Annotated in this window: 24 protein-coding genes; 8 read left to right on the top strand and 16 right to left on the bottom strand. The window is 64.9% G+C overall.

All coding sequences use genetic code 11. The annotated features are described in order from the left end of the window. Positions 1-83: 83 nt before the first annotated feature. The 3 genes from ABIE08_RS13440 to ABIE08_RS13450 form a co-directional block, all read right to left on the bottom strand. Entirely contained in the window at positions 84-3,497 is a 3,414-nt protein-coding gene (locus ABIE08_RS13440) for an efflux RND transporter permease subunit (protein WP_354551791.1), read from the bottom strand. Beyond that, a complete protein-coding gene (locus tag ABIE08_RS13445) occupies positions 3,494-4,720 on the bottom strand; it encodes an efflux RND transporter periplasmic adaptor subunit (RefSeq protein ID WP_354551792.1) in 1,227 nt (408 codons plus the stop codon). The genes ABIE08_RS13440 and ABIE08_RS13445 overlap by 4 nt, the downstream gene beginning before the upstream one ends. Positions 4,721-4,792: 72 nt before the next feature. Beyond that, a complete protein-coding gene (locus ABIE08_RS13450) occupies positions 4,793-5,422 on the bottom strand; it encodes a TetR/AcrR family transcriptional regulator (RefSeq protein WP_354551793.1) in 630 nt (209 codons plus the stop codon). A 365-nt stretch (positions 5,423-5,787) separates the two neighbouring features. Here ABIE08_RS13450 and ABIE08_RS13455 point away from each other — a divergent pair, with 365 nt between their 5' ends. Together ABIE08_RS13455 and eno are read left to right on the top strand one after the other, a co-directional pair. Beyond that, positions 5,788-6,792: a phosphotransferase family protein gene (locus ABIE08_RS13455; RefSeq protein WP_354551794.1), complete on the top strand. Its 1,005-nt coding sequence runs from the start codon at positions 5,788-5,790 to the stop codon at positions 6,790-6,792. Beyond that, positions 6,789-8,081 carry a phosphopyruvate hydratase gene (eno, locus tag ABIE08_RS13460; RefSeq protein WP_354551796.1) on the top strand — a complete coding sequence of 431 codons (1,293 nt, stop codon included), beginning with the start codon at positions 6,789-6,791 and terminating at the stop codon, positions 8,079-8,081. Before ABIE08_RS13455 ends, eno begins: the two co-directional genes overlap by 4 nt. Positions 8,082-8,187: 106 nt before the next feature. On the opposite strand, the gene ABIE08_RS13465 is transcribed toward eno, so the two are convergent. Continuing rightward, a complete protein-coding gene (locus ABIE08_RS13465; RefSeq protein ID WP_354551797.1) occupies positions 8,188-8,937 on the bottom strand; it encodes an SDR family NAD(P)-dependent oxidoreductase in 750 nt (249 codons plus the stop codon). 166 nt (positions 8,938-9,103) lie between these two features. Here ABIE08_RS13465 and ribB point away from each other — a divergent pair, with 166 nt between their 5' ends. Both ribB and ABIE08_RS13475 read left to right on the top strand, forming a co-directional pair. Then, positions 9,104-10,207: a 3,4-dihydroxy-2-butanone-4-phosphate synthase gene (gene ribB / locus ABIE08_RS13470; protein WP_354551798.1), complete on the top strand. Its 1,104-nt coding sequence runs from the start codon at positions 9,104-9,106 to the stop codon at positions 10,205-10,207. Between the two features lie 109 nt (positions 10,208-10,316). Then, positions 10,317-10,481, top strand: coding sequence for a DUF1328 domain-containing protein (locus tag ABIE08_RS13475; RefSeq protein ID WP_266337211.1), 165 nt, complete (start codon positions 10,317-10,319; stop codon positions 10,479-10,481). 79 nt (positions 10,482-10,560) lie between these two features. Here the strand turns inward: ABIE08_RS13475 and ABIE08_RS13480 are convergent, their stop codons facing one another. Both ABIE08_RS13480 and ABIE08_RS13485 read right to left on the bottom strand, forming a co-directional pair. Next, complete coding sequence (locus ABIE08_RS13480; RefSeq protein ID WP_354551800.1) at positions 10,561-11,106, bottom strand: sigma-70 family RNA polymerase sigma factor; 546 nt, start codon at positions 11,104-11,106, stop codon at positions 10,561-10,563. Between the two features lie 57 nt (positions 11,107-11,163). Then, positions 11,164-11,409, bottom strand: a complete 246-nt coding sequence (locus tag ABIE08_RS13485) for a NepR family anti-sigma factor (RefSeq protein ID WP_354551801.1) — start codon at positions 11,407-11,409, stop codon at positions 11,164-11,166. A 139-nt stretch (positions 11,410-11,548) separates the two neighbouring features. Between ABIE08_RS13485 and ABIE08_RS13490 the strand changes: the two genes are divergently transcribed. Beyond that, a complete protein-coding gene (locus ABIE08_RS13490; protein ID WP_354551802.1) occupies positions 11,549-12,352 on the top strand; it encodes a response regulator in 804 nt (267 codons plus the stop codon). A 39-nt stretch (positions 12,353-12,391) separates the two neighbouring features. On the opposite strand, the gene ABIE08_RS13495 is transcribed toward ABIE08_RS13490, so the two are convergent. Further along, complete coding sequence (locus ABIE08_RS13495) at positions 12,392-12,592, bottom strand: CsbD family protein (protein ID WP_354551804.1); 201 nt, start codon at positions 12,590-12,592, stop codon at positions 12,392-12,394. A 94-nt stretch (positions 12,593-12,686) separates the two neighbouring features. Between ABIE08_RS13495 and ABIE08_RS13500 the strand changes: the two genes are divergently transcribed. After that, positions 12,687-14,498, top strand: a complete 1,812-nt coding sequence (locus tag ABIE08_RS13500; RefSeq protein WP_354551805.1) for a PAS domain-containing protein — start codon at positions 12,687-12,689, stop codon at positions 14,496-14,498. Between the two features lie 121 nt (positions 14,499-14,619). On the opposite strand, the gene ABIE08_RS13505 is transcribed toward ABIE08_RS13500, so the two are convergent. The 7 genes from ABIE08_RS13505 to ABIE08_RS13535 all read right to left on the bottom strand — a co-directional run bounded on the left by ABIE08_RS13505 (position 14,620) and on the right by ABIE08_RS13535 (position 20,078). Then, positions 14,620-14,961, bottom strand: a complete 342-nt coding sequence (locus tag ABIE08_RS13505) for a hypothetical protein (protein ID WP_354551806.1) — start codon at positions 14,959-14,961, stop codon at positions 14,620-14,622. Then, positions 14,958-15,263 (bottom strand): DUF883 family protein, encoded by a 306-nt coding sequence (locus tag ABIE08_RS13510; protein ID WP_266330691.1) that lies wholly within the window; start codon positions 15,261-15,263, stop codon positions 14,958-14,960. Before ABIE08_RS13510 ends, ABIE08_RS13505 begins: the two co-directional genes overlap by 4 nt. Positions 15,264-15,290: 27 nt before the next feature. Continuing rightward, positions 15,291-15,557, bottom strand: a complete 267-nt coding sequence (locus tag ABIE08_RS13515; RefSeq protein ID WP_354551808.1) for a hypothetical protein — start codon at positions 15,555-15,557, stop codon at positions 15,291-15,293. Positions 15,558-15,749: 192 nt separating this feature from the next. Beyond that, on the bottom strand, positions 15,750-16,709 hold the full coding sequence (locus ABIE08_RS13520; RefSeq protein WP_354551809.1) for an ABC transporter permease: 960 nt from the start codon (positions 16,707-16,709) through the stop codon (positions 15,750-15,752). Between the two features lie 2 nt (positions 16,710-16,711). Further along, positions 16,712-17,593, bottom strand: a complete 882-nt coding sequence (locus ABIE08_RS13525) for an ABC transporter permease (protein ID WP_354551810.1) — start codon at positions 17,591-17,593, stop codon at positions 16,712-16,714. A gap of 176 nt (positions 17,594-17,769) precedes the next feature. Further along, positions 17,770-19,050: an ABC transporter substrate-binding protein gene (locus ABIE08_RS13530; RefSeq protein ID WP_354551812.1), complete on the bottom strand. Its 1,281-nt coding sequence runs from the start codon at positions 19,048-19,050 to the stop codon at positions 17,770-17,772. Positions 19,051-19,088: 38 nt separating this feature from the next. After that, positions 19,089-20,078 carry an ABC transporter ATP-binding protein gene (locus tag ABIE08_RS13535; RefSeq protein WP_354551813.1) on the bottom strand — a complete coding sequence of 330 codons (990 nt, stop codon included), beginning with the start codon at positions 20,076-20,078 and terminating at the stop codon, positions 19,089-19,091. A gap of 459 nt (positions 20,079-20,537) precedes the next feature. Between ABIE08_RS13535 and ABIE08_RS13540 the strand changes: the two genes are divergently transcribed. Next, positions 20,538-21,896, top strand: a complete 1,359-nt coding sequence (locus ABIE08_RS13540) for an NAD(P)-dependent oxidoreductase (protein WP_354551814.1) — start codon at positions 20,538-20,540, stop codon at positions 21,894-21,896. A gap of 9 nt (positions 21,897-21,905) precedes the next feature. Further along, positions 21,906-23,228, top strand: coding sequence for an NAD-dependent dihydropyrimidine dehydrogenase subunit PreA (gene preA, locus ABIE08_RS13545; RefSeq protein WP_354551816.1), 1,323 nt, complete (start codon positions 21,906-21,908; stop codon positions 23,226-23,228). A 118-nt stretch (positions 23,229-23,346) separates the two neighbouring features. Here preA and ABIE08_RS13550 read toward each other — a convergent pair whose 3' ends face one another. Beyond that, entirely contained in the window at positions 23,347-23,994 is a 648-nt protein-coding gene (locus tag ABIE08_RS13550; RefSeq protein ID WP_354551817.1) for a TetR family transcriptional regulator C-terminal domain-containing protein, read from the bottom strand. 159 nt (positions 23,995-24,153) lie between these two features. Beyond that, the gene (locus ABIE08_RS13555; RefSeq protein WP_354551818.1) at positions 24,154-24,717 is read right to left on the bottom strand and encodes a cupin domain-containing protein; all 564 of its coding nucleotides are present in this window, start codon (positions 24,715-24,717) and stop codon (positions 24,154-24,156) included. Between the last annotated feature and the right edge of the window lie 78 nt (positions 24,718-24,795).

Genomic DNA, 24,795 nt, shown 5'->3' on the forward strand with positions numbered 1-24,795 from the left:
GCGGCGCCGGGGAGGGAAGACTCCCTCTCCCGCGCGCGGGAGAGGGTTGGGGTGAGGGGCTTTGAACAGCCGAAATCGCAGCCTTATTCCGCCGCGATCCGCAGTTCCTTCGAGAGCGGCGGCGCGGCCGGGGTCGGCTTGTGGCCGGCATGGGGCTCGTCTTCGTCGACCTCGTTCGGTGCGAAGGCACGATGGAACAGGTGGCCGACAAGCCGGGAGAGGTCGTCCATGATCGTGTAGACCGACGGGATGAAGACCAGCGACAGGATCGTCGACAGGAACAACCCGCCCATCACCGCGATTGCCATCGGCGCGCGGAATTCGCCACCCTCGCCAAGCGCCAGCGCCGCCGGCAGCATGCCGGCGCCCATGGCGATGGTGGTCATCACGATCGGCCGGGCGCGCTTGCGGCCGGCGTCGATGATCGCCTCCTTGCGGTCCATGCCGTGCTTGACCTGTTCGACCGCGAAATCGACCAGCATGATCGCGTTCTTGGTGACGATGCCCATCAGCATCAGCATGCCGATGATCACCGGCATCGAGAAGGCGTTGTTGGTGAGCAGCAGCGCCGCGACCACGCCGCCGATGGAGAGCGGCAGCGAGGCGAGGATGGTGAGCGGCTGGAACACGCTGTTGAACAGGATGATCAGCACGACGAAGACCAGCAGGATGCCCGAGCCCATGGCGACGCCAAAGGCGGAGAACACCTCGGCCTGCGCCTCGGCATCGCCGGTTTCCTGCAGGCGGACGCCCTCGGGGAAGTTCTTGACGGCGTCCATCGTCTTGATGCGCTCGGTGCCCTGGCCCGACGTAAAGCCATGCGCCATGTCGGTGCCGACCTTGACCAGCCGTTCGCGGTCATAGCGCTCGATCGTTGCCGGACCCTGGCCGAAGCTGACATCGGCAACCGTCGAAAGCGGCACCGAACCGCCGGCCGGCAAGGGTACGCGCAGCGCCGACAGCACCGAAAGATCGGAGCGGGCGACGCGGTCGAGTTCGACCCGGATTGGCACCTGGCGGCCATCGACCGTGAACTTGGCGAGGTTGGCGTCGGCGTCGCCGGTGGTGGCGACGCGGATCGTCTCCGAGATCCGGTCCGGGGCTATGCCGAGCGCGGAAGCCTCGTCAAGCTTCGGCACGATGCGGATTTCCGGACGCGCGAAGGAGGAGAGCGCGACCGGGTTCAGGAACATCGGGTCGGCCTTCATCGCCGCCTCGAGGTCGCCCGATGCCTTGGCGACGCCGTCGCCATCCGGTCCGGTAACGGCGATCGTGGTTTCGCGGTCGCCGCGTTCGTTGACGACGTAGAAGCGGATGTCGGGAATGGTCGAGAGGACCGAAGCCACGATCGGCTTCATGTCCTTCTGGCTGACGCTGCGCTCCTTCTTTGGCACGAGCTCCAGGATGACGGCGGCGCGGCGGGTTTCCAGCGTGCCGGTCGGCGAGGTGCCGCCCATGACGAACACGCGCTGGATCTCCGGCAATTGCCCGAGCGCCGCGGCGATCTTGTCGGTGGTGACGGTGGTTTCGTCGAGCCCTGTGCCCGGCGGCAGTTCGACCGAGACCATCAGGCGGCCCTCGTCGCCTTCCGGGATGAACTCGGACGGCAGCAGGCCGGTCGCCCAGATCGAGACCGCGAAGGTAGCGATGCCGATACCGAGCGTCACCCAGCGCATGCCGCGGGCGAGCGTCGCCCGGAGCAGGCCGGTATACATCCGCATGATGAGGCCATCATGCTCCTCGGCCGGGTGCGGCTGGCCGAGCCAAGCGCGCACCAGGGCGAAGCCGGCGGCCAGCGCCAGCGCCCCAAGCGCGATCCTGGTCCAGCCGATCGAGGCGACGCGTTCGGCGAGCGTGCCGAGCAGTGGCACACCGACCAGCGCTTCGCCGGTGATCTGCAGCACGAGCGCGCCGAGCCCGATCACCACGGCGATGGGGATCATCGCGCGGAGCTTGCGGCCGAGATCGTTCACGAAGCCGCCATAGACGGGCTCGCCGTCCGAGCCATCGCCGAGATAGGGCGCGCGCATGAAATAGGCGGCCATCATCGGCGTGATCAGGCGGGCGACCAGCAGCGAGAAGAACACGGCGACGGCGACCGTCAGGCCGAACTGCTTGAAGTACTGGCCGGCGATGCCGCCCATGAAGGAGACCGGGGCGAAGATCGCCATGATCGTCGCCGAGATGGCGATGACGGCGAGGCCGATCTCGTCGGCTGCTTCCAGCGCCGCGCGATAGGGCTTCTTGCCCATGCGGGTATGGCGGACGATGTTCTCGATCTCGACGATGGCGTCGTCGACGAGGATGCCCGTTACCAGCGTGATGCCGAGCAGGCTGACGAGGTTGAGCGAGAAGCCCAGCATCGACAGCGCCCAGAAAGTCGGGATCGCCGAAAGCGGCAGCGCGATCGCCGCGACCAGCGTCGCGCGCCAGTCGCGCAGGAACAGCAGCACGACGAGGATGGCGAGGATCGATCCCTCATAGAGGGTATCCATCGCGCTTTCGTAATTGCCGTAGGTGTAGTGGACGGTGTTGTCGATGACCGAGAAGGTGACGTCGGGATGCGTCTGGCCGATCTCGGCGATCTTGGCGTCCACGACCTCGGCGACGGAGGCGTCGCTCGCGCCCTTGGCGCGATAGATCGCCAGCGCCACGACCGGCTTGCCGTCGAGGCGGGCGAAGGATTTCGGCTCTTCCCAATGGTCTTCGACCGTGCCGAGATTGCCGAGCCGGACCTCGCGGCCGCCGGAAATCACGATGCGGGCGTTGGCGAGATCCTCGATCGACTTGGCGCCCGCCAGCGTGCGGATGGTCTGCTCCTGGCTGCCGACTTCGCCCTTGCCGCCGGCGAGGTCGACATTGGTGATCTGGAGCTGGCGATTGACGTCCGCCGCCGTGACGCCGAGCGCCATCAGGCGGTCGGGATCGAGACGGATCTGGATTTCGCGGGTGACGCCGCCCATGCGTTCGACGCGGCCGACGCCCTTCAGCGCCTGCAGGTCACGGATGACGCTGTCGTCGATGAACCAGGAGAGCTGTTCCGGCGACATGGTCGGCGCCAGCGCGCCATAGGTGATGATCGACTGGCTTTCGACGTCGATGCGCTGGACGATCGGCTCGTCCACCGTGCGCGGAAGGTCGCCGCGGATCTTGGCGATCGCGTCCTTGACGTCATTCAGCGCGCGGTCGGTATTAACCTCGAGGCGGAATTCGATGGCGGTCGTCGACTGGCCGTCGGTGATGGTCGAGGAGACGTGCTTGACGCCGGTGATGGCGGCAACCGCGTCCTCGACCTTCTTGGTGATCTGGGTTTCCAACTCGGCCGGCGCCGTGCCGGCATCGGTCACGGTGACCGAGATGATCGGCACGTCGATGTTGGGAAAGCGCGTGATCGGCAGTCCCATGAACGAGACGATGCCGAAGGCGCAGAGCACGACGAACAGGAGGATCGGCGGAACCGGATTGCGGATCGCCCAGGCTGAGAAGTTCCAGCTCATCCCTTCGCTCCCTCGCTGTCGCCTTCGCGCTTGGCTTCCACCGGGGTCACCGCATCGCCATCGCGCACGAACGTGCCGGCGCGCAGCACCACGGCGTCGCCCAGCGAAATGCCTTCGACGACCTCGACCAGTCCCTTGCCGGAAATGCCGGTCTTGATCGGCCGCGTCTGGATCTTGCCATCGACGACGACCTGCGCGGTGGCTTCGCCGGCAGTGGTGACGACGGCGGAGACGGGGATCGTCACGCCTTCATGACGGGCGAGTTCAACCGTGCCGCGCGCAAAGGCGCCGGCATTGACCTTGACGTCGGCCGGCAGCGCGACGCGCAGGCGGCCAAGCCGGCTCGCATTGTCGATGCGCGGGGCAACGAGGCGCACCGTGCCCGGAATGCCTTCCGGCACACCCTGGACGGTAACCAGGACCGGCTGGCCGACGGCGATCTGCGCCAGTTCGGCTTCCGGCACCTGCGCTTCGAGCTCGATGGCGCCATCTTCGGCCAGGCGGAACAGCGGTTCGCCGCCGCCGGAGACGATCGCGCCGATGCGGGCCGAGCGCGACAGCACGAGGCCGTCGGTCGGGGCCTTGATCTCGGTCTTGGCGACGCGCAGCTCCAGTTCGCGGCGCTGCGCCTCAGTCAGCGTCTTGTCGGCCTCGGCGAGCGCCAGGCCCTGGGCGGCGGCGTCGCGGCGGGCGGCGGCCGTCTTGGCGGTCGATTCCCGCAGGTCCAGCGTGTCCTGGGCGACGATGCCCTTGGTCTTGAGCGACTGGCCGCGATCGAAGGAGGCGTTGGCCTGCGCCTCGACGGCGCTGGCCTCGGCGATCTGGCTCTTGGCCTGGGCGATCGCCGCGTCATTGCGGGCGAGCGACGAGGCGTTCTGTGCGAGCTGCACATCGAGCATGTCGGTCGAAAGCCGTGCCAGAACCTGGCCGGCCTTGACGTGGTCGCCTTCCTCGGCCGAAAGCTCGGTCAGCCGGTAGCCGTCGAGATCGACGCCGACCAGCACCTCTTCGCGCGGCACCAGCGATCCGATGACGATGGCGGTCTGGACGACCTCCTTGCGCGCAGCCGGAATGACGGTGATCGCCGGCGGCTTGGGTGCTTCCGCGGCGGGCTTGGGTTCGTTGGCCGACGCCGAAAACATCGAGTCCGGCAGGGCGAGGGCCCCGGCGGCGATGGCGGCGACGAAAGCGGCAGAGGCCGCGAGACGGGTCATACGCTTCATGTTCGTTCGGCCGCCTCAAGCGGCCCCTCTGGTCAGGTTGGCACGGGCGGTCTCACGCCGCCGTCATGCCGCTCAGGCTTTCATTCCCAAAACACCGGCGACGAGCCGCCGCAGCAGCGGCTCCACCCGGGCAAGCGATAGGTCGGGGTCGTTAATCTGGCGCAGCGCAATGCCGTCGACGGCGGCCTGCAGCATGCTGATCGTCGCATCGAGATCGGCGTTCGGCGGCATTTCGCCCGTCTCGATCGCCTCGAGGAAGACCTCGCGCATGATGTCGCGCACGCTGTCGTCGATCTGGGCAAAGCGCTTGCCAATCTCGGAATTGCGCAGGCTTTCCGCGCTGATTTCCGCCATCAGCTCGCAGGCGCCGGGATCGCGCATATAGGCGAAATAGCCCATGGCGCAGCTCATCATCCGGTCCAGCAGCGGCCCGGTTCCGCGCATCGTCTCGATCAGCTCGGCAGCGCCGCAGCGTTCCTCCTGGGCGATGGCCTCGATGATCGCTTCCTTGGAAGGAAAATAGCGATAGAGGCCGCCGGGGCTCATCTTGGCTTCGAGGCAGATCTCCTGCATCGAGGCGCCGCGAAACCCGGAGCGGGCAAAGCAGGTGCGCGCCGCGTCGAGGATCTGCGTGCGTCGCGCATCCTGCGCGCTTTCGCGCGGCGAGAGTTCGGTGATTTCAGGTTGCGCGAGCTGGGTCATTAGCATCCGGACTGACTTGCGAATGAATGTTCGCTCGCAGCAGATGCCGTCGCCATGCCCTTAAGTCAAGATGCGGCTGGAAGCGCCGCTGCCGAATCTTCGTCGGCACCGCAAATCTGCGGCAAATCCGTCACAACTCGTCCGACACGGTCGCGCAGGATGCAGAGATCGGGAGCGACCCGGCCGTCTGCAAGGTCGTCGGCCGACGTGGGGTGAGATATTGACGACACAGCAGGGCGGGAATGGCTCCACCGCGCGCGGCTGCGGTTCCTCTCCCGGTGCATTTGCCTGGCAAATCCCTTAGACAGGACCGCTGGTTTCCGCTGAGGAATGGTCGGAGATCCGAGAGGCCTGGGGAGGCGAGGGTGGAGACAATCGACCGCGAACTGGCGGCGTGGCTGGCGCGCGCCGGTCTCGTCGAGGACCCGAACGCGATCATCGCGGAACCGCTGACCGGTGGCGTGGCATCGGACATCTGGCGGGTCGAGGCGGGAGGGCGCAGCTTCGCGGTCAAGCGGGCGCTAGAAAAGCTCCGCGTCGCGCGCGACTGGCACGCCCCGATATCGCGCAATGGCAAGGAAGTCGAATGGCTTCTGCAGGCCGGTCGGATCGTCCCGGATGCGGTGCCACATGTGCTGGCGCAGGACGCCGAGGTTGGCGCCTTCGCCATGGAATATCTGCGGCCCGAGGACCATCCGGTCTGGAAGGCGGAACTGCGCGCCGGCCGGGCCGATCCCGCTTTCGCCGCGGCGGTGGGCCGCGTGATAGCCGCCATCCATGGCGCAACCGCCCATTCGGCCGAGATCGCTGCCCGTTTCGACACCGACGCGATCTTCCACTCGATCCGGCTCGAGCCCTATCTGGAGGCGACCGCAGAAGCGCATCCCGATCTCGCGTCACACTTGATGGCGCTGTCGCGCGAAACGCTCGCGACCAAGATCGCGCTGGTGCATGGCGATGTCAGCCCGAAAAACATCCTGGTCGGGCCAAAGGGGCCCATCTTCCTGGATGCCGAATGCGCTTGGTATGGCGACCCGGCCTTCGACCTTGCCTTCTGCCTGAACCATCTGCTGCTGAAATGCCTCTGGGTTCCGACGTCCCGCGACGACTACCTCGCCGCGTTCGATACGCTCGCAAAAGCCTACCTCGATGCCGTGGGCTGGGAACCCAGGGAAAAGGTCGAGGTGCGCGCCGCCCGCCTGCTGCCCGGCCTATTCCTGGCCCGGGTCGATGGCAAATCGCCGGTCGAATACGTCACCACCGAGCCGGATCGGGACCGCGTTCGTCGCGTCGCCCGGCCCTTGATCGCCACACCGCCAACGACACTCGCCGCCATCCGCGACGCCTGGGAAGAGGAACTTTCGAAGTGACCGACACCACGATCCGCAAGGTGCTGGGGCGCCGCGTCTGGGATTCGCGCGGCCGTCCGACGGTCGAGGCGGAGATCCATCTCGCCTCCGGCGCCATCGGCCGGGCCATCGCGCCGGCGGGCGCCTCGACTGGCACCGGCGAGGCGGTGGATCTCCGCGACGGCGGCGAGCGCTTTGGGGGCCTGGATGTGGTTCGCGCCGTAACGGCGGTGCAGGGCGAAATCGCCTCGGCGCTGGTCGGCATGAAGGCTGCCGATCAGGCCGGGATCGACGCGGCGCTGATCGCGCTCGACGGCACGCCGAACAAGGCCCGCCTTGGCGGCAACGCGCTGATCGCCACCTCGATGGCCGTCCTGCATGCGGCGGCGGCGGGGGAGGGCCGGCCGCTCTGGCGCTATCTCGCGGGTAGCAACAAGGTTCGCATCCCGGTGCCGGAAATCCAGATTTTTGGCGGCGGCGCGCATGCGGCACGGCGGGTCGACGTGCAGGATTTCATGCTGATCTGCCCGGGCGCAGGCTCGTTCGCCGAGGCGCTCGACTGGACTGCCGAGGTCTATCGCGCCGCGGGTCTCCGGATGAAGAAGGCCGGCAAGCTGCAGGGCGTCGCCGACGAGGGCGGCTTCTGGCCGGCCTTCCATTCCAACGAAGAGGCGCTCGACGAACTGGTCGGCGCGATCACCGATGCCGGCTTCACGCCCGGCCCCGATATCGGCATCTCGCTCGATATCGCCGCATCCGAATTCGGCCGCAACGGCCGCTACAAGCTGGCGCTGGACGACCGCGAACTCGACACGGGCGGCATGATCGACCTGCTCGGGCGCTGGCTCGACGCCTATCCGATCCTCTCGATCGAAGATCCGGTAGCGGAGGATGACGAGGAAGGCTTCCTCGCCTTCACCGAGCGCTATGGCGATCGCTGCCAGGTGATCGGCGACGACTTCCTCGTCACCAACGCGGCGCGCGTCGAGGCATCGGCGGCGAAGGGCTCCGCGACGGCGGTGCTGGTCAAGCCGAACCAGGCGGGCACGGTCACCGAGACCAAGGCGGCGCTCGATGCCGGCAAGAAGGCGGGCTTCGGCACAATCGTCTCGGCGCGTTCCGGCGAGACGGAGGACGTCACCATCGTCCATCTCGCGGTCGGCTGGGATGCCGGGCAGTTCAAGGTCGGCTCCTTCTCGCGCTCCGAGCGGATGGCGAAGTGGAACGAGATGCTCCGCGTCGAGGAAGCGCTCGGCGCCGAAGCCGTTTATGCCGGCAAGGCGGCGCTGGGCCTGCGCAAGGCTGGCTGAGAGCAGGTAGACCGGGGGAATCTCCCCACCTCCCCCTCAGAGAGAGGTGAAGAAAGGCCCTCCGGCTTAGCGCGATGCGTCGGCCAGAGGGCCCTTCGGGTTCGGATCAGTAGGTCGCGCGGCCGCCCGAGAGGTCGAACACGGCGCCGGTGGTGAAGGAGCATTCCTCGCTGGCGAGCCAGGTCAGGATGGCGGCGGCTTCCTCGACCGTGCCGAAGCGGCCCATCGGGATCTTCGACAGCATGTAGTCGATATGCGCCTGGCTGACCTGCTTCAGGATCGGCGTGTCGATCGTCGCCGGCGTGATGGCGTTGACCGTGATGTTGTCCTTGGCCAGTTCCTTGCCGAGCGACTTGGTGAAGCCGATCACCGCGGCCTTGGCGGCGGAATAGGCGGAGGCCGTCGGATTGCCTTCCTTGCCGGCGATCGAGGCGACGTTGACGATGCGGCCATAGCCGTTCTTCTTCATCAGCGGCGCGACGAAGCGGTTGCAGTAGAACAGACCGTGGACGTTGATCTCGAACACGCGCTGCCATTCCTCGATCGGATAATCGACGACGAGCGCGTTCTTGCCGGCGATGCCGGCCGAGCAGATCAGGATGTCGATCTTGCCGAGATGGCTTTCGGCGGTCCTGGCGGCGGCTTCGACCTGGTCAGGCTTGGAAATATCCAGTTGCACGCCATGCGCGTTCGGGCCCAGCGCGGCTTTGGCAGCGTCGATCCGGGCTGCGTCCACGTCCCAGATACAGACTGTTCCGCCCTCGGAGACAATGCGCTCGGCGGTCTTGAACCCGATTCCCGAAGCGCCGCCCGTAACGATCGCTCCCCGACCGGAAAAACGCTTGATATCTGCCATTCGTCTATTCTTCCTCTGTCCGCGTCCGAACAACGCCGCTTCTACGGTGGCGATACTGGTAAGGCCCATACGGTCATCAGACAACCCGTTTTGCGCGCTTGCGGAGTGGCACTCGGCGGTCGATTGCTTATAAGGACAGGATCTTTTCTGCTCACGGACATGGTTCATGGCCCTCAATACGATTGAAGAAGCCGTCGCCGCGATCGCTGCCGGCGAACTGGTTGTCGTCGTCGACGATACGGATCGCGAGAATGAGGGCGACCTGATCATGGCCGCGTCGAAGGCGACCGCCGAGAAGGTGGCCTTCATGATACGCCATACCAGCGGCATCATCTGCGTTCCCGTCCACGCCGATCGCGCCGAGGCGCTGCATCTGCCGCCGATGGTCGCCAACAACCGCGACCCGATGCGCACCGCCTTCACCGTCACGGTCGATTACAAGGTGGGCCTCACCACCGGCATTTCGGCCGAGGAGCGCGCCAATACGATTCAGGCGCTTGCCAATGATAATTGCACCGCGTCGGACTTCCTCCGTCCCGGCCATATCTTCCCGCTGATCTCGCGCGAGGGCGGCGTGCTGATCCGTTCCGGCCATACCGAGGCGGCGACCGACCTGGCGCGCCTGGCCGGACTGGAGCCGGCCGGCGTGCTGGCCGAGGTCGTCAATGACGATGGCACCGTCAAGCGCCTGCCGGAATTGCTGGAGTTCGCCAAGGAGCATGGCCTGAAGATCGTCTCGATCGAGGATCTGATCGCCTATCGCGCCCGGACGGAAAACTTCGTCAAGGTGGTCGACAGTTTCCAGGTTCCGGTCGGCGGCCGCACCGCGACGGCTTTCGTCTACGAGACCCCGTTCGATCCGCTGCAGCATCTGGCCATCGTCTTCGGCGATGTCGCCGAGCAGCCCGACGTGCTCGTCCGCATCCATCGCGCCAATCCGATCTCCGACCTGATCTCGCGCGGCCCGGACTCCAAGGGCTGGCTCGAAACGACCTTGCGCAAGGTCGGCTCCGCCGATCGCGGCGTCTTCGTGCTGATCCGCGATCCCGCGGTGGTGCGTCCGGATGGTTCGGCCGCTGGCGACGGCGAGGAGCGTCACATGTCGGCACGGCAGCGCAAGGAGCGCTGGCGCGAGATCGGCGTCGGCGCCCAGATCCTGCGGGATCTCAAGGTCCGCTCGATCCGCCTGCTGTCCTCGCAGGAGCGCCAATATGTCGGCCTGCAGGGCTTTGGCATCGCGATCACGGGCCGCGAAGCATCCGACGAATGATTTCAACGGGCTGACCTCGCAAGCCTCGCCCAGGGGAGGGAACCGCCAGCCTCCGTCCGCATTAGATGCGTGAGCGGTGTGATACCGCGTACACCCATGGAGGGGTTTGATGCTGAGCTGGGCGATATTTTTTCTTGTGGTCGCGCTTGTGGCTGCCATTCTTGGTTTTGGCGGCATTGCCGGTACGGCCATTGGCATCGCGAAGATCATCTTCGTTGTCGCGATCGTTCTGTTCCTGATCTCCGGTGTCATGCACCTGATGCGTCGGGCCTGACGCTCTAGAGCGCGCCAGACGAAAAAACCCCGCGATCTCGGATCGCGGGGTTTTTTGTTGGACTATTGAGGTGGATGGCTCAGCCGGTGCGCAAAGCCATCGCCTGTTCGATCTCGTCGGCGGAGCGCTTCGCGGTTTCGGCCGGGGGCAAGGGAACGCCGCCGCTCATGATTTCTTCCAGCCGGGCGCGGGCGCGCGAGACGCGGCTCTTCACCGTGCCGACCTTCACTTCGCAGATCTCGGCCGCTTCTTCATAGGAAAAGCCGCTGGCGCCGATCAGGACGAGTGCTTCGCGCTGTTCGTCGGGCAGAAGCTGCATGGCGCGCAGGAAGTCGTCCAGTTCTAGATGGCCGTGCTGGGCGCCGATATCGGACAGACGGGCGGCGTGCGTGCCTTCCGCATCCTCGACTTCGCGCCGGCGTTTGCGGCCTTCCGAATAGTACTGGTTGCGCAAAATGGTCACCAGCCAGGCATGCAGGTTCGTCCCGACCTGGAACTTGTCCTTGTTGGCCAAGGCACGCATGACAGTCTCTTGCACAAGGTCGTCGGCGCGATCGCGATTGCCGCTGAGAGAGCGAGCGAAGGCGCGCAGCATGGGCAGTGCGTCGACCAGTTCATTCTTCATGTCTGTCTCCGTGGCAATCCATGCCTTGGGGCAGTTTCAGGATATGCGGCAGCAGTCTCACTCGGCGCCTTTCGGCGGCGACTGCTCGGACTTCGACGGCTCGTCGTCGATCCGGTCGAGAAGCGACATGATGTCGTCGGGAAGAGGTTCGCTCAACGAATTGTCGAAGACGCGGCGCAACTGCCGGCCGATCCAGTCCTCTTTCTCGCCCTGGCTGTTGGCCGAAGGAGGCGCGGAGCGAAACTCGGCGCTTTTCGCGTTGCTATCGTTATTATCCACGTTTCTTGTCCTGGCTGTGCCCAATTTGCGCTCCGTTGGTGAGTGCGGCGCGTCTCTCTGTCGGTGGCAATGCGGGACCCTAAAAAAGGTTCCGGAATTTTTGGAACCGAATTGAACGCACCGCGTTCTCTTGGCTGGAACGATCCTTTTGAAGGGGGAATAGATGCCCGAAAGTCTGTCGCAGGCGCTTGCGCCGCATCTGCCGTTTCTGCGGCGCTACGCGCGTGCCCTGACCGGCGGCCAGATCAGCGGCGACGCTTATGTCCGGGCTTGCCTGCTCGCGATCGTCAATGCACCCGCGATCATCGATCGCACGGTCCATCCCAAAATCGCTCTCTATCGCCTGTTTCACGCCATCTGGTCGGGCACGCAGCTTGGAAACGACGTTGTCATCGACGGCCTGAGCCGTCAGGAGACGACGGCGCAGCAGCGTCTTGCCGCCATGACGCCGGAAAGCCGGCAGGCCCTGCTCCTGACCACGATGGAAGGCTTCTCGGATGAGGATGCCGCCTCCGTGATGGGCATCCCCGCCGAGCGCATCCAGCCGCTGCTGACCGACGCGCTCGCGGAAATCGATCGCCAGACCCGCACCCGCGTTCTGATCATCGAAGACGAGCCGCTGATCGCGATGGATCTGACCGGCATCGTGCAGGAACTCGGTCACGAGGTTGCCGCCGTGGCGCGCACCCGCACCGACGCCGTCGAGGCCGCTGCACGCGAGCAGCCCGGTCTGGTGCTCGCCGATATCCAACTGGCCGACGGTTCCTCCGGCATCGATGCCGTCAAGGATATCCTCTCCGGCTTCACGCTTCCCGTCATCTTCATCACGGCGTTCCCCCAGCGCCTGCTGACCGGCGAGCGTCCGGAGCCAACGTTCCTGCTGACCAAGCCGTTCGATCCCCGCACCGTCAAGGCGGCGATCAGCCAGGCTCTGTTCTTCAACTCGACGGCATCGGTCGCAGCCTGAGGCGAAGGCCCGGCGCGAAGCCGGGCCTCTCCCGCCGGATCATGAAAGCCGCTTCATCCATTCGTCGACTTCGGCCTCTGCCTTTTCGCGGGCGATGCCGTAGCGCTCTTGAAGCCGGCCGGCCAGTTCCTCGCGCTTGCCAGCCGCCACGGCTAGGTCGTCGTCGGTGAGCTTTCCCCACTGCTGGCGGGCCAAGCCCTTGAACTGCTTCCAATTGCCTTGGACTGCGTCCCGGTTCATTGTCCGTCTCCTCTTTCGGGTGGAGTAGTGGAAGATCAATGGTGGGTCGGCCGGATCGTTCCCGCATCTACGCAGCGCGCAAAAGGACCATTCCATGGATTGGCTGCTCAACATCCTTTCTCAGGGTTCGGATGCGCTGGGCGGAAATCTGTTGCGATCGATTCCGAGACTGATTGTTTCGGTCAGCACGTTTGCGATCGCGGTGGCCGCGATATCGTTCCTGTGGCGTCGCCGCGATCTCCCCCCCGTCTATCGGCGCGTGGCGCTGTCCCTTATCCTGCTGCTGTTCGGCATCTCGATCTCCTACCTGATCGCGGCCTTCCCGGTTCTGCGCCCGTCCTTCTATGCCCGCGTCTTCGAGATCGTCGCGGCCCTCAGCGCGCTCGTGGCAGTGTTCCTCATCCGCTACGTCCTTCCGGAGCTGCTCGCCCTGCCGTCGCCCCGGCTGCTGGAGCGCAACAATCGCCATCTCAAATCCGAGATCGATGCGCATATCGACACGATGCGGCAGTTGACCGACATCCGCAGCGATCTCGAGGAGAAGGTGCATGTCCGCACGCGCGAGCTGACGGCGACCAAGCAGCGCTTCGAGGCGGCGCTTTCCGGTTCGGACATTGCTGTCTTCAACCAGGACACGCACCTGGTCTTTACCTGGGCCTATGACCCGCGGCGCGGCCTGACGCCGGAGGAGGTTGTGGGCAAGACCGATGCCGACCTGTTCCCGGAAGATGTCGCGCCTTCCGTGATGGATGCCAAGCGCAGCGTCCTGGAGAGCGGGAAGGGGACTTCGCTCAACGTGGTGGTCAAGACGGATGGCGCCTCCCAATATCTGCGCCTCTCGATCGAGCCGATGCGCGACAGTGCCGGCGAGATCATCGGCCTGACGTCCGCCGTCGTCGACCTGACCGAGCGCCATGACTACGAGACGCGCCTGTCGGCGCTGACCTCCGGCCTGGCCGAGGCCAATGCCCGGTTCGACATGGCGCTGCGCGGCTCCTCGATCATGGTGTTCAGCCACGATCGTGACCTCCGCTACAACTGGGTCTACAACCCGGCGATCGGCCTCAATGCCGATGACATGATCGGCCGCACCGACGAAGAGTTCTGGCAGGGCGAGGGCAGCCAGCCGATCGTCGAGATGAAGAAGGCGGCGGTGGCATCCGGCGAAGCGCAGCATGGCGAAATCGTCATGACGCTCGACGACAAGCAGCGCTATTTCCAGCTCCGGCTGGAACCGATCCTCGGGCGCGATCGCAGCGTGCAGGGACTGGCGGGCGTGGCGGTGGATGTCACCGAGGCGCATCAGCAGGAACTGCATCTGCGGCTGGTGATGCGCGAGCTGACGCACCGCTCCAAGAACCTGCTTGCGGTGATCCAGGCCATGGCGCGCCAGACCGCCGCCCGCTCGGACGATCCCCAGACCTTCGTCACCCGCTTCTCCGCGCGGTTGCGGGCGATGGCGGCGTCGCACGATCTGCTGGTCGCCCGCGAATGGCACGGCGCCACGCTGAACGACCTCGTCAGCGCCCAGCTTTCGCAGGCGATCGATCCAGGCTCCGATCAGCTGGTCATCGAAGGGCCGACGCTGAGCCTTCGGCCGGACGCCGTACAGAATATCGGTCTCGCCTTGCATGAACTGACGACCAACGCGGCCAAGTATGGCGCGCTGTCGGTTCCGAACGGACGGATCTCGCTGAATTGGGGCATCCGCAACGGCGATCGGCTTCACCTCCGCTGGGAGGAGACCAACGGGCCGATGGTGCAGCATCCGGAGAAGACCGGCTTCGGCGTCACGCTGCTGGAGCGCAGCGTCGGCCAGGCGCTCGACGGCATCGTCACGCTGGAGTTCACGCCGGGCGGCGTCGTCTGCGAGATCGACATCCCCTCGAGCCACGCGCTGGACTGAGGCCCGTCGGGGTCTCGGCGGCATGGCTGCTTGCCGACCGCCCAACAAAAAAGGAGCCCGTCAAAGGCTCCTCTCTGTTACCGCGATTTGGATGTCAGCCGGGGCTCATGCCCGGGGGAATTCAGCGCTTGCGCGCCAAGCCACCCAGAAGGCCCATGGCGAAGGCGAGGGCGACGCTCGTGGTGCCGACCTCCTGCTGTTGGCGGCGGCCTTTGCGCCAGTTCGCCACCAGCAGGATGATCAATCCGACCACCAGGAAAGCCCCGCCCACGACCAGCTTGGCCACCAGCGAGCCGTAGCTGTAGGCAAGCGCCTGATAGCCGGCCGCGACGCCGAAGCATACGCCAACGGTGATGAACACCCCCGCGATCGCCAGAAGGCCGACCCGCTTAAGGGTGCGCACGGTGGTTTGCGTGGCGGCTGCTGCCGCCACGCTTGTCAGGGCCTGGAACAGGCCGCTCATCGCCGGCCTATGAGCGCACCGATGAAGAGGCCGATGCCGGCTGCGATCAGCACGGCGGGAACCGGATTGCCGGTGATCTGGCCTTCAATATCTTCGGCGACCCGCTGCCCGCGGCGGCGAGCCTCGTCGGCCGAGGCGCGGAAGGTTTCGCTGGCGCGGCCAGCGGCGTTGTGCAGCGCGTCAGCACCGGCGCTCGCCTGTTCCGAGCCGAATTTGCGAATTGTATCCGTCAGCGAGGCCAATTCGGCCTGAATGGCCTTCACCTGGTCGGAGAGGTCCGAACCGTCTGTCTTGGTCACCATTTTGGCACTCCTGTGCGTTGCTCAAGTTTAAGAAGGCTTGAGAGATCTACCCGGAAGTATATGCGGCGTGGGGGTCGAGTTGTCGACATGTTTCAGCGCGGTGGAGAGTTCCATGGTTAGCTTTTGATAAGCTTCCCGCTCTTCGGCTGATGCAAGGGGCGCCAGCCGGCTGACCGCCCTCCGCCAATGCAGAAGCGTTTCCGCCTTTTGGCTGTCCGAGAGAACCTTATCCTCGACGATGTCCCCGGGCCGCCAAAAGCCGGCATATCCCTGATATGCGATCATTTGTTCCATCCTGGTTTCATTCCAAGCGACCCGCAAGGAGAACGGTCCAAATCGCCAATGGTTCCAGTAGGATCGCGGCCGCACTTCACGGCTCGTGCATGGCCTGCCCAATGCAATCCGCCGCGCCCGGGGGGCCCGGACGCGGCGGAAACGTGTCAATCTTTGAATAGGCCGAGCGCTCTTCGCGCCCGGCCGGGCGACTCAGGTCGTGCCCTTGCCTGCGTCGGAGCCATGGCGCTTGCGCCGATGCTGGACGACCAGCATGGCGATGATGGCGAGCCCGATGACGGCGAAGGAAACCGCCGTGGTCACCGTGCCCAGAGCGTAGATGACCGGGGTGGTCACCGTGGTGGTGAGGCCACGCAGCGTCAGCGGCAGGGTATTGACCGAGCCGACCGTCTGGCTGGAGCGGGCAATCTCGTCCCAGGACAGGGTGAAGCCGAACAGCGCGACACCGACCAGCGACGGGGCGATCATCGGTAGCACGACATAGCGGAAGGTCTGCCAGGACGAGGCGCCGAGGTCGCGCGCCGCTTCCTCATAGGCCGGGTTGAAGCGGTTGAAGACGGCGAACATGATCAGCAGGCCGAAGGGCAGCGTCCAGGTCAGGTGCGCGCCGAGGCCGGAGGTGAACAGCCCCATCAGCGTCTGGAAATTGTCCTGGATCAGGATGCCGATATTGCCGAGGAAGTTCGTCCACATCGTCGGGTCGGGGATGTCGACATAGTTTTCCACGAGGCGGTCGCCGAGGCCGGTGATGGTCTGGTTGAACAGCTGGAATTCCAGCGCGATGCCGAGCGACACGACGATGGAGGGCAGGATCAGGCTGGCGATCGCGGTGAAGAACAGGATGTTGGAACCCTTGAACTTCTGCCGGAAGGCATAGCCGGCCATCACCGAGATCACCACGGTGACCAGCGTCACCACGAGGCCCAGCTTCAGCGAGTTGATCAGCGCGTCAACGACATTGGGCACGCCGATGCCGGCCCACAGATTGTGGAACCAGTGCAGTGAGACCCCATTCATCGGGAAGGTCATGCCGCCGTTCGGGCCCTGGAACGACAGCACTAGGATGGTGATCGTCGGGCCGTAGAGGAACAGCACATAGAGGGCGAAAACCGCCGACAGCACGTAGAATGCGCGGGAGCGTCCTTCGGTCATGCTCAGAGCTCCTTGCGAATGTCGACGAAGCGCAGCAGCGTCCAGATGATCATCAGCACGATGGCCAGGAGCACGACGGCGTTGGCGGCGGCGATCGGGAATTGCAGCGCGTTGATCTGGCTTTCGATCACCTTGCCGGCGGAGGCGATCTGCTGGCCGCCCATCAGGCCGATCGAGATGAAGTCGCCCATCACCACCGTGATGACGAAGATCGAGCCGATGGCGATGCCGGTCTTGGATAGCGGGATGATGACGTTCCACAGCGTCTGCCAGCCGGAAGCGCCGGTGTCATAGGCAGCCTCGACGAGCGATTTGTCGATGCGCGACATCGAGTTCAGGATCGGCACGATCATGAAGACGGTGTTGAGGTGGACGAGCGCCAGCACCACGGAAAAATTCGAATAGAGCAGCCAGTCGAGCGGCTCGGAAGTGAGGCCGACGCTCATCAGCCACTGGTTGACGACACCGTTGCGCCCCAGCAGCGGGATCCAGGAAATCATGCGGATGACGTTCGAGGTCCAGAACGGGATCGTCGTCACCAGCGCCAGGATCAGGCGCATGTTGTTGGACTTGATCTCGAAGACGAGGAAATAGGCGATCGTGAAGCCGAGCACGAGCGTGATCAGCCAGACCATCAGGCAGAATTTCAGCGTCGAAAGATAGGTGCGGAAGGTGGTGCAGAGGTCCGGCAGCGAGGCCAGGCACTTGTCGAACGCCGTGGCGTAATTGTCGCCGACAAAGGCCGGTTCGATCGAGTAGCCCGTATAGGTCCAGAAGCTGACGGCAAGCGTCACCAGGAGCGGCAGCACGAAGAAGATCAGGAAGACGATCGCGAGCGGCGCGGCCTGCCAATAGGGTGCCCAGCGCGATTTCATTTCCAGCATGGTCGGGCAGGCTCCATTTCGATGGAAGAAGGCGGAAAGCCGGAGATCGCATCGTTCATGCCGCGTATGGGCGGGGACATTGCGACTGGGCGAGAAGGGCGGGCGCGAGCGCTTGGGATCGCGGTTTGCCTGCGGGCGGGGGGTGGGATCCCGCCCGCAGGCAAGGTCATGGCCGATCAGGCGGCGATGAACTCGTTCCACTTCTGGATCATGTAGGCGTTCTCATCCATGATCGAGTTCCAGCAGGCCACGGCACCCATGCGGGTGTTGTAGGAGCCGCCGTCGCGGATCGAGCCGGCCTTCTCGAGCAGGCCGCCATCCGGACCGAGAATGTCCTTCTCGGCCGGCTTGCCTTCCATCCAGAACGCCCACTCATAGGGTTCCATGCTCTTCTGCGCGGTATCGAGCACGGCGGCGTAGTAGCCCTGGCGGTTCAGGTAGGCGCCGGCCCAGCCGTCGAGGAACCAGTTGATGAACTCGTAGGCGGCGTCGAGCTTCTTGCCCTTCAGCGTCTTCGGCAGACCGAAGCCCGAAGCCCAGGCGCGATAGCCTTCCTTTAGCGGCTGGAAGGTGCAGGGGATGCCCTTCAGGCGGACGGCGGTAACGGCCGGCGACCACATCGACTGGATGACCGTCTCGCCCGAGGCCATCAGGTTGACGCTCTCATTGAAGTCCGACCAGAAGGCGCGGAACTGGCCGGCCTTCTTGGCTTCGATCAGGGTCGCGATCGTCTTGTCGATCTCTTCCTTGGTCATGTTGCCCTTGTCGCCGTACTTCACGGTGCCGAGGGCTTCGTTGACCATCGCGGCGTCCATGATGCCGATCGACGGGATGTTGAGGATCGAGGTCTTGCCCTTGAATTCCGGGTTGAGCAGCTCAGCCCAGCTCTCGATCGGGCGCTTGATCAGGTCGGGACGGATGCCGAGGGTGTCGGCGTTGTAGGTGGTCGGGATCAGGGTGATCCACTCGGTCTGCTCCTTGGCGAACTCCTTGCCGCGCTGCTTCTCGAGATACATCACCTTGTGCGGCGCGGTGCCCTGGTCGCCGATCTTCTTGCCGTCGATCTCGCCCTTGGTGATGGCGGTCGCGAGCTTGTCGACCAGCTTGACCTTCTTGGCGTCGATCGCCTGGAAGTTGCCGGACGGGATCAGGTTGCGCAGCGAGAAATATTCGGTATCGACCAGATCGAACGAGTCGGGCTGGGTGATGATGCGCTTGGTGACGTCATCGGTGGTGACGGTGACGTATTCGATGTTGATGCCGGTGATTTCCTTCGCCTTGGCGGCGATGGCCGGCGACTGGTTGGTCGCGGTCGAGAGGTAGCGCAGCGTGATCGGTTCGTCGGCATGCACGGCCGGGAAGCCGGTCACGGCCGTGGTGCCGAGGAAGCCGGCGGTGATCGCGGAGCCCTTCAGCAGCGTACGGCGGGAGATCCCGCTCTTGGTCTTGTCGCTCATTCCCTGTTCTCCTCTGGGTTTGTTGCCGTGATCCGCGCTCAGGCCGAGGCGGAGAGTTCGTGGACATCGTTCGGATCCCAGTGCACCGTGACGGTGTCGCCGGTCTCGAAAGGCTGCTGGTAGAAGGCGCGCTCGGGGACGATGGCCGTCATCTCGATGCCGGCGTCGGTCGCGAGGCTCAGATAGACGGCGGTGCCCTGGTACTCGACGTCGCGCACCGCGGCGGCGACGCCTTCGCCGCCACCCGGCGAGACGCTCAGCCGGTCGGCGCGGACGCTGACCGTGCGTCCGTCGACCGGCAGGACGTTATGGCCGCCGATGAAGCGGGCGACGAACTCGCTCGCCGGGGCGTTGAAGATCTCGCGCGGCGTGCCCGCCTGCTCGATCTTGCCGTTGTTCATGATGACGATCAGGTCGGCGAGGGCCATCGCCTCTTCCTGGCTGTGCGTCACATGGATGAAGGAGATGCCGAGCTCGCGCTGGAAGCGCTTCAGTTCGGCGCGCACGCGGATCTTCAGGAACGGATCGAGCGCCGAGAGCGGTTCGTCGAGCAGCAGGATCTGCGGATCGGTGACGAGCGCGCGGGCCAGCGCCACGCGCTGCTGCTGGCCGCCGGAAAGCTGCGCCGGCAGACGCTCGGCATAGCGCTCCATGTCCACGAGCTTCAGCGCCTCGGTCGCCTTGATCGAGCGATCGACCTTGCCGACCCCCTTCATCTTCAGCGAGAAGGCGACGTTGTCGCGCACCGAGAGATGCGGAAACAGCGCGTAGGACTGGAACATCATCGCGGTGCCGCGCTTGGCGGGCGGCAGCTTGTTCACGATTTCGTTGCCGAGCGCGATGTCGCCATCGGAGACGACCTCGTGGCCAGCGATCATCCGGAGCGTCGAGGACTTGCCGCAGCCCGAGGGGCCAAGCAGGCAGCAATAGGTGCCGGCCTTGATCTTGAGGTTGATCGCGTCGACGGCGATCGTGCCGCCATAGCTTTTGGTGACCGATGCCAATTCCAGATCTGCGGGTCGTGCCATCATCGTCTCCAATGGAACCTGCGGAGAGAGTGGCAAATCGCGTGCCAGCGGCGGAATTCCGCGGTTTTCCCATTGGGAAAGGCTGGAGGTTAGAGAGGGCGCGACTGTTTGGCATGGCGAAATAAGATGCCTGCCGAATTTTTAAGCAGTCCGATTGGCTGACGAATGATGGGCAGCCCGTTTTCAGGGCGCTGCGCAATTTCCATGCAGAAGCGAATCCGCGCGTTTCCGGGGCGCAGCGCCACTGCCTCGATCTTGTGCGGCGCACACTTTGGAATGGCTCAAATCAAGCCTTGACGAAATTTCTAGAATTTGTCCAAATGATCAAGCTTTTGAGCCGCGACCCCAAAAATCAAAAAATGAGGGGTGGTCGCGGCAGCAGTTTCGACCGGTGGGCGGAGCGCCTGCCGGACCATGGGAACCCAGGGCCACGCTTGGCCGGTAGGGAGGGATCAGCGCATGCCGTCGCATCTGCCGGGCATCGCATCGGGCCGTCTTGCGCCCGACGAATATGCCGCCAATTTTCTCGATATCCATCCGCCGCTCGACCACCACCAAGCCGTGGTCGAGGCGGATCGCTGCTACTTCTGTTATGACGCGCCCTGCGTGAAGGCGTGTCCGACCTCGATCGACATCCCGCTCTTCATCCGCCAGATCATGACCGACAATCCGATCGGCTCGGCCGAGACGATCCTGTCGCAGAACATTCTGGGCGGCATGTGCGCCCGCGTCTGCCCGACTGAAACGCTGTGCGAGGAAGCCTGCGTTCGCGAGGAAGCGGAGGGCAAGCCGGTCAAGATCGGCCTGCTGCAGCGCTATGCGACCGACGTGCTGATGGAAGAGCAGGGCGAGCAGCCATTTGCCCGCGCCCCCTCCACGGGCAAGCGCGTCGCCGTGGTCGGCGCCGGACCTGCCGGCCTTGCCGCTGCCCATCGCCTCGCCATGCACGGCCACGACGTCGTCATCTATGATGCGCGTCCCAAGGCCGGCGGCCTCAACGAATATGGCATCGCCGCTTACAAGGCACCGGACGATTTCGCCCAGAAGGAAGTCGACTTCGTGCTGTCGATCGGCGGCATCACCGTCGAGCATGGCAAGGCGATCGGCCGCGACGTCGAACTGTCGGACCTGCGCAACAGCTATGATGCCGTGTTCCTCGGCATGGGCCTTGCCGGCGTCAATGCGCTCGGCCTCGAAAACGAGGATCTCGACGGCGTGGCCGATGCGGTCGACTATATCGCCGAGCTTCGCCAGGCGACCGATCTCTCGACCCTGCCGGTCGGCGCTCGTGTCGTCGTGGTGGGTGGCGGCATGACGGCCATCGACGTCGCCGTGCAATCGAAGCGCCTCGGCGCCCGGGACGTGACCGTCGTCTATCGGCGCGGCCAGGAGAAAATGGGCGCATCCGGCTATGAGCAGGATCTCGCCCAGACCGACGGCGTGGTCATCCGCCACAACGCCAAGCCGAGCCGTCTCCTGACCGAGGATGGCCGCGTCGCGGCGATCGAGTTCGAGGAGACGATCGAGCAGGCCGGCCGGCTGGTCGGCACCGGCGTCACCTTCACGCTTCCCGCCGACACCGTGTTCAAGGCGATCGGCCAGACCCTCGTTCCCGCAGCTTTGAACGGATCGGCCGAGACGATCGCGCTGGATGGTGGCAAGATCCGCGTCGACGACGAGCGACGCACGACGCTTCCCGGCGTCTGGGCCGGCGGGGATTGCGCCGCCACCGGGGAAGATCTGACGGTCGCTGCCGTCGCCGACGGCCGCATCGCCGCCGAGTCCATCCATCGCGCGCTCTCGTCTGTCGCGGCCTAGGAGGAACCCATGGCCAATCTCGCGTCCAGTTTCGTCGGCATCAAGTCGCCCAATCCGTTCTGGCTGGCCTCCGCGCCGCCGACCGACAAGGCCTATAACGTCATCCGCGCGTTTCGGGATGGCTGGGGCGGCGTCGTCTGGAAGACGCTCGGCACCGATCCGCCGGTCGTTAATGTCTCCGGTCCGCGCTATGGCGCGATCCACTCCAACGACCGCCGGCTGATCGGCCTCAACAATATCGAGTTGATCACCGACCGTCCCCTCGACGTCAATCTGCGCGAGATCAAGGAGGTTAAGCGCGACTGGCCGGATCGGGCGCTGGTCGTGTCGCTGATGGTTCCCTGCGAGGAGCACTACTGGAAAGACATTCTCGCCAAGGTCGAGGACACCGAGGCGGATGGCGTCGAGCTGAATTTCGGCTGCCCGCACGGCATGAGCGAGCGCGGCATGGGCGCCGCCGTCGGCCAGGTGCCGGAATATGTCGAAATGGTCACGCGCTGGTGCAAGCAGCACACGCGCATGCCGGTCATCGTCAAGCTGACGCCCAACATCTCCGACATCCGCACCTCGGCTCGTGCCGCGCATAATGGCGGCGCCGATGCGGTATCGCTGATCAACACCATCAACTCGATCATCGGCGTCGATATCGACAATTTCGCGCCGATCCCGACGGTCGACGGCAAGGGCAGCCATGGCGGCTATTGCGGCCCGGCGGTGAAGCCGATCGCCCTCAATATGACGGCGGAGATCGCCCGCGATCCGCAGACCCGCGAACTGCCGATCTCCGGCATTGGTGGCATCACGACCTGGCGCGACGCGGTCGAGTTCATGGCGCTCGGCGCCGGCAATGTGCAGGTCTGCACCGCTGCCATGACCTACGGCTTCCGCATCGTGCAGGAGATGATCACCGGCCTGTCCGAATACATGGACAAGCACGGCTTCACCTCAGTCGACGAGATCGTCGGCCGCGCGGTCGGCAATGTCACGGACTGGAAGTATCTGAACCTGAACTACGTGGCCAAGGCGAAGATCGACCAGGATGCCTGCATCAAGTGCGGTCGCTGCCACATCGCCTGCGAGGACACCTCGCACCAGGCGATCACCTCGATGCTCGACGGCGTCCGCCATTTCGAGGTGATCGACGCCGAATGCGTCGGCTGCAATCTCTGCGTCAATGTCTGCCCGGTCGAGAACTGCATCACGATGGAGCAGATGGTCGACGGCGTCGATCCGCGCACCGGCTACGCCATCACCGGCGAATATGCCAACTGGACGACGCACAAGAACAACCCGATGGCCGCTCCCGTCGCGGTCGTCGAGCCCGCCGAATAACAAGGGTAACCCTCTCCCGCGAGCGGGAGAGGGTGCTTCCTGGATTGGGCGTCTGTTTTAGAGCGGGGCGTCGGCCTCCCTTGCCTCTGTCGAGAGAAGCGGCGAGGGCCCTGCTGTTTTAGCTGCGGAAAATGCCCTTGAGGAACAGGTCCTCGAGCGTCCGCGTCGCCGTCGCGAAATGGCGGTTGTCATCGGTCTCGTCACCCAGCATGGCACGGACCTGAACATCGAAATCCGCGTAATGCTGCGTCGTCGCCCAGATCATGAACAGAAGATGGTAGGGATCGATCGGCGCCAGGCGGCCTTCGTCGATCCAGCGCCGGATCACCTCCGCCTTGCTGTCGACGAGGGTCTTCAGCCGGCTGTTCAGAATGGTCCCCATCACCGGCGCGCCCTGCAGAATTTCCATGGCGTAGAGCCGCGACGCCTTCGGGTTGTCGCGCGAGATCTCCAGCTTGCGGTCGATATAGGCGCGGATCTCGGTCGCCGGGTCGTCGCCGTCGCCGAGCGATTCCAGCGGCTGCAGCCAGAGCTCCAGCGTCCGGCGCAGGATGGCGAGATAGATGTCGTCCTTGCGGCGGAAATAATAGAGCAGGTTCGGCTTGGTCATGCCCGCCAGCTCAGCGATCTGGTCGACCGTCGCGCCGCGAAAGCCGTAGCTCGAGAAGATCTCCAGCGCCGCGTCGAGGATGCGCTCCTCGTTTTCTTCCTGGATGCGCGTCCGCTTCTTCGTCTGGCCGGCGCGGGCGGTGTTGGCAGGTGTCATGGTGGTGGCCGATTTTCCCGTTGGTTCTCCGTGGCGCGCCCGACCACCCGGCAAGTTCCGGCCTTCCTTCGCGGAGCGTCGCGACGCCGACTTACCATCCCCACTCGACTTTCGGTCGATTCTAGCTCGACTTCAATGGTTTCGCCTCTGGCGCGGCGGCTAGAAGCTCGGCGGCGTGCAGGCCGAGACGAGTTCCAGATCCTCATCGCCGATATTCTTGAAGGCGTGCGGCTTGCGGCTGTCGAAGAAATAGGCGTCCCCCGGATTGAGCTCGTAGCGGGCGCCGTCCACTTCCAGCCCCATGCGGCCGCGAATGATCAGCCCGGCTTCCTCGCCCTGGTGCGACAGCATCGCCTTGCCCGAAACCGCGCCCGGCTTGTAGCGCTCATGGATCATCTGCAGCGAGCGCCCTTCCAGATTGCTGCCGACCTGGCGGAACGAGATCTTGCCGCCAGCGATCTCCTTCAGCTCCGAGGCGCGGAACACCACCTGCTCGACCGTCGGCTTCGCTTCGGCGAAGAACTCGGACAAGCTGAACGGGATGCCCGACAGGATCTGCCGCAGGCCGGAGACGGAAGGGCTCATGCGGTTCGCCTCGACCATCGATACGGTCGCGTTGGAGACCCCGGCGCGCTTGGCCAGCGCGCGCTGCGAAAGGCCGTGGCGCACGCGCAGTTCGCGCAGCCGGGCGCCCACGTCGACATCGAAATTCGAAGCGTTCATCCGTTCAATATAAAGAACATTCTTAACGGTAGCAACGAATTGACCGGCCCATACCCTGCGGATACGTTCATAAAAATG

Source organism: Kaistia defluvii, assembly GCF_040548815.1.
GTDB classification, from domain to species: domain Bacteria; phylum Pseudomonadota; class Alphaproteobacteria; order Rhizobiales; family Kaistiaceae; genus Kaistia; species Kaistia defluvii_A.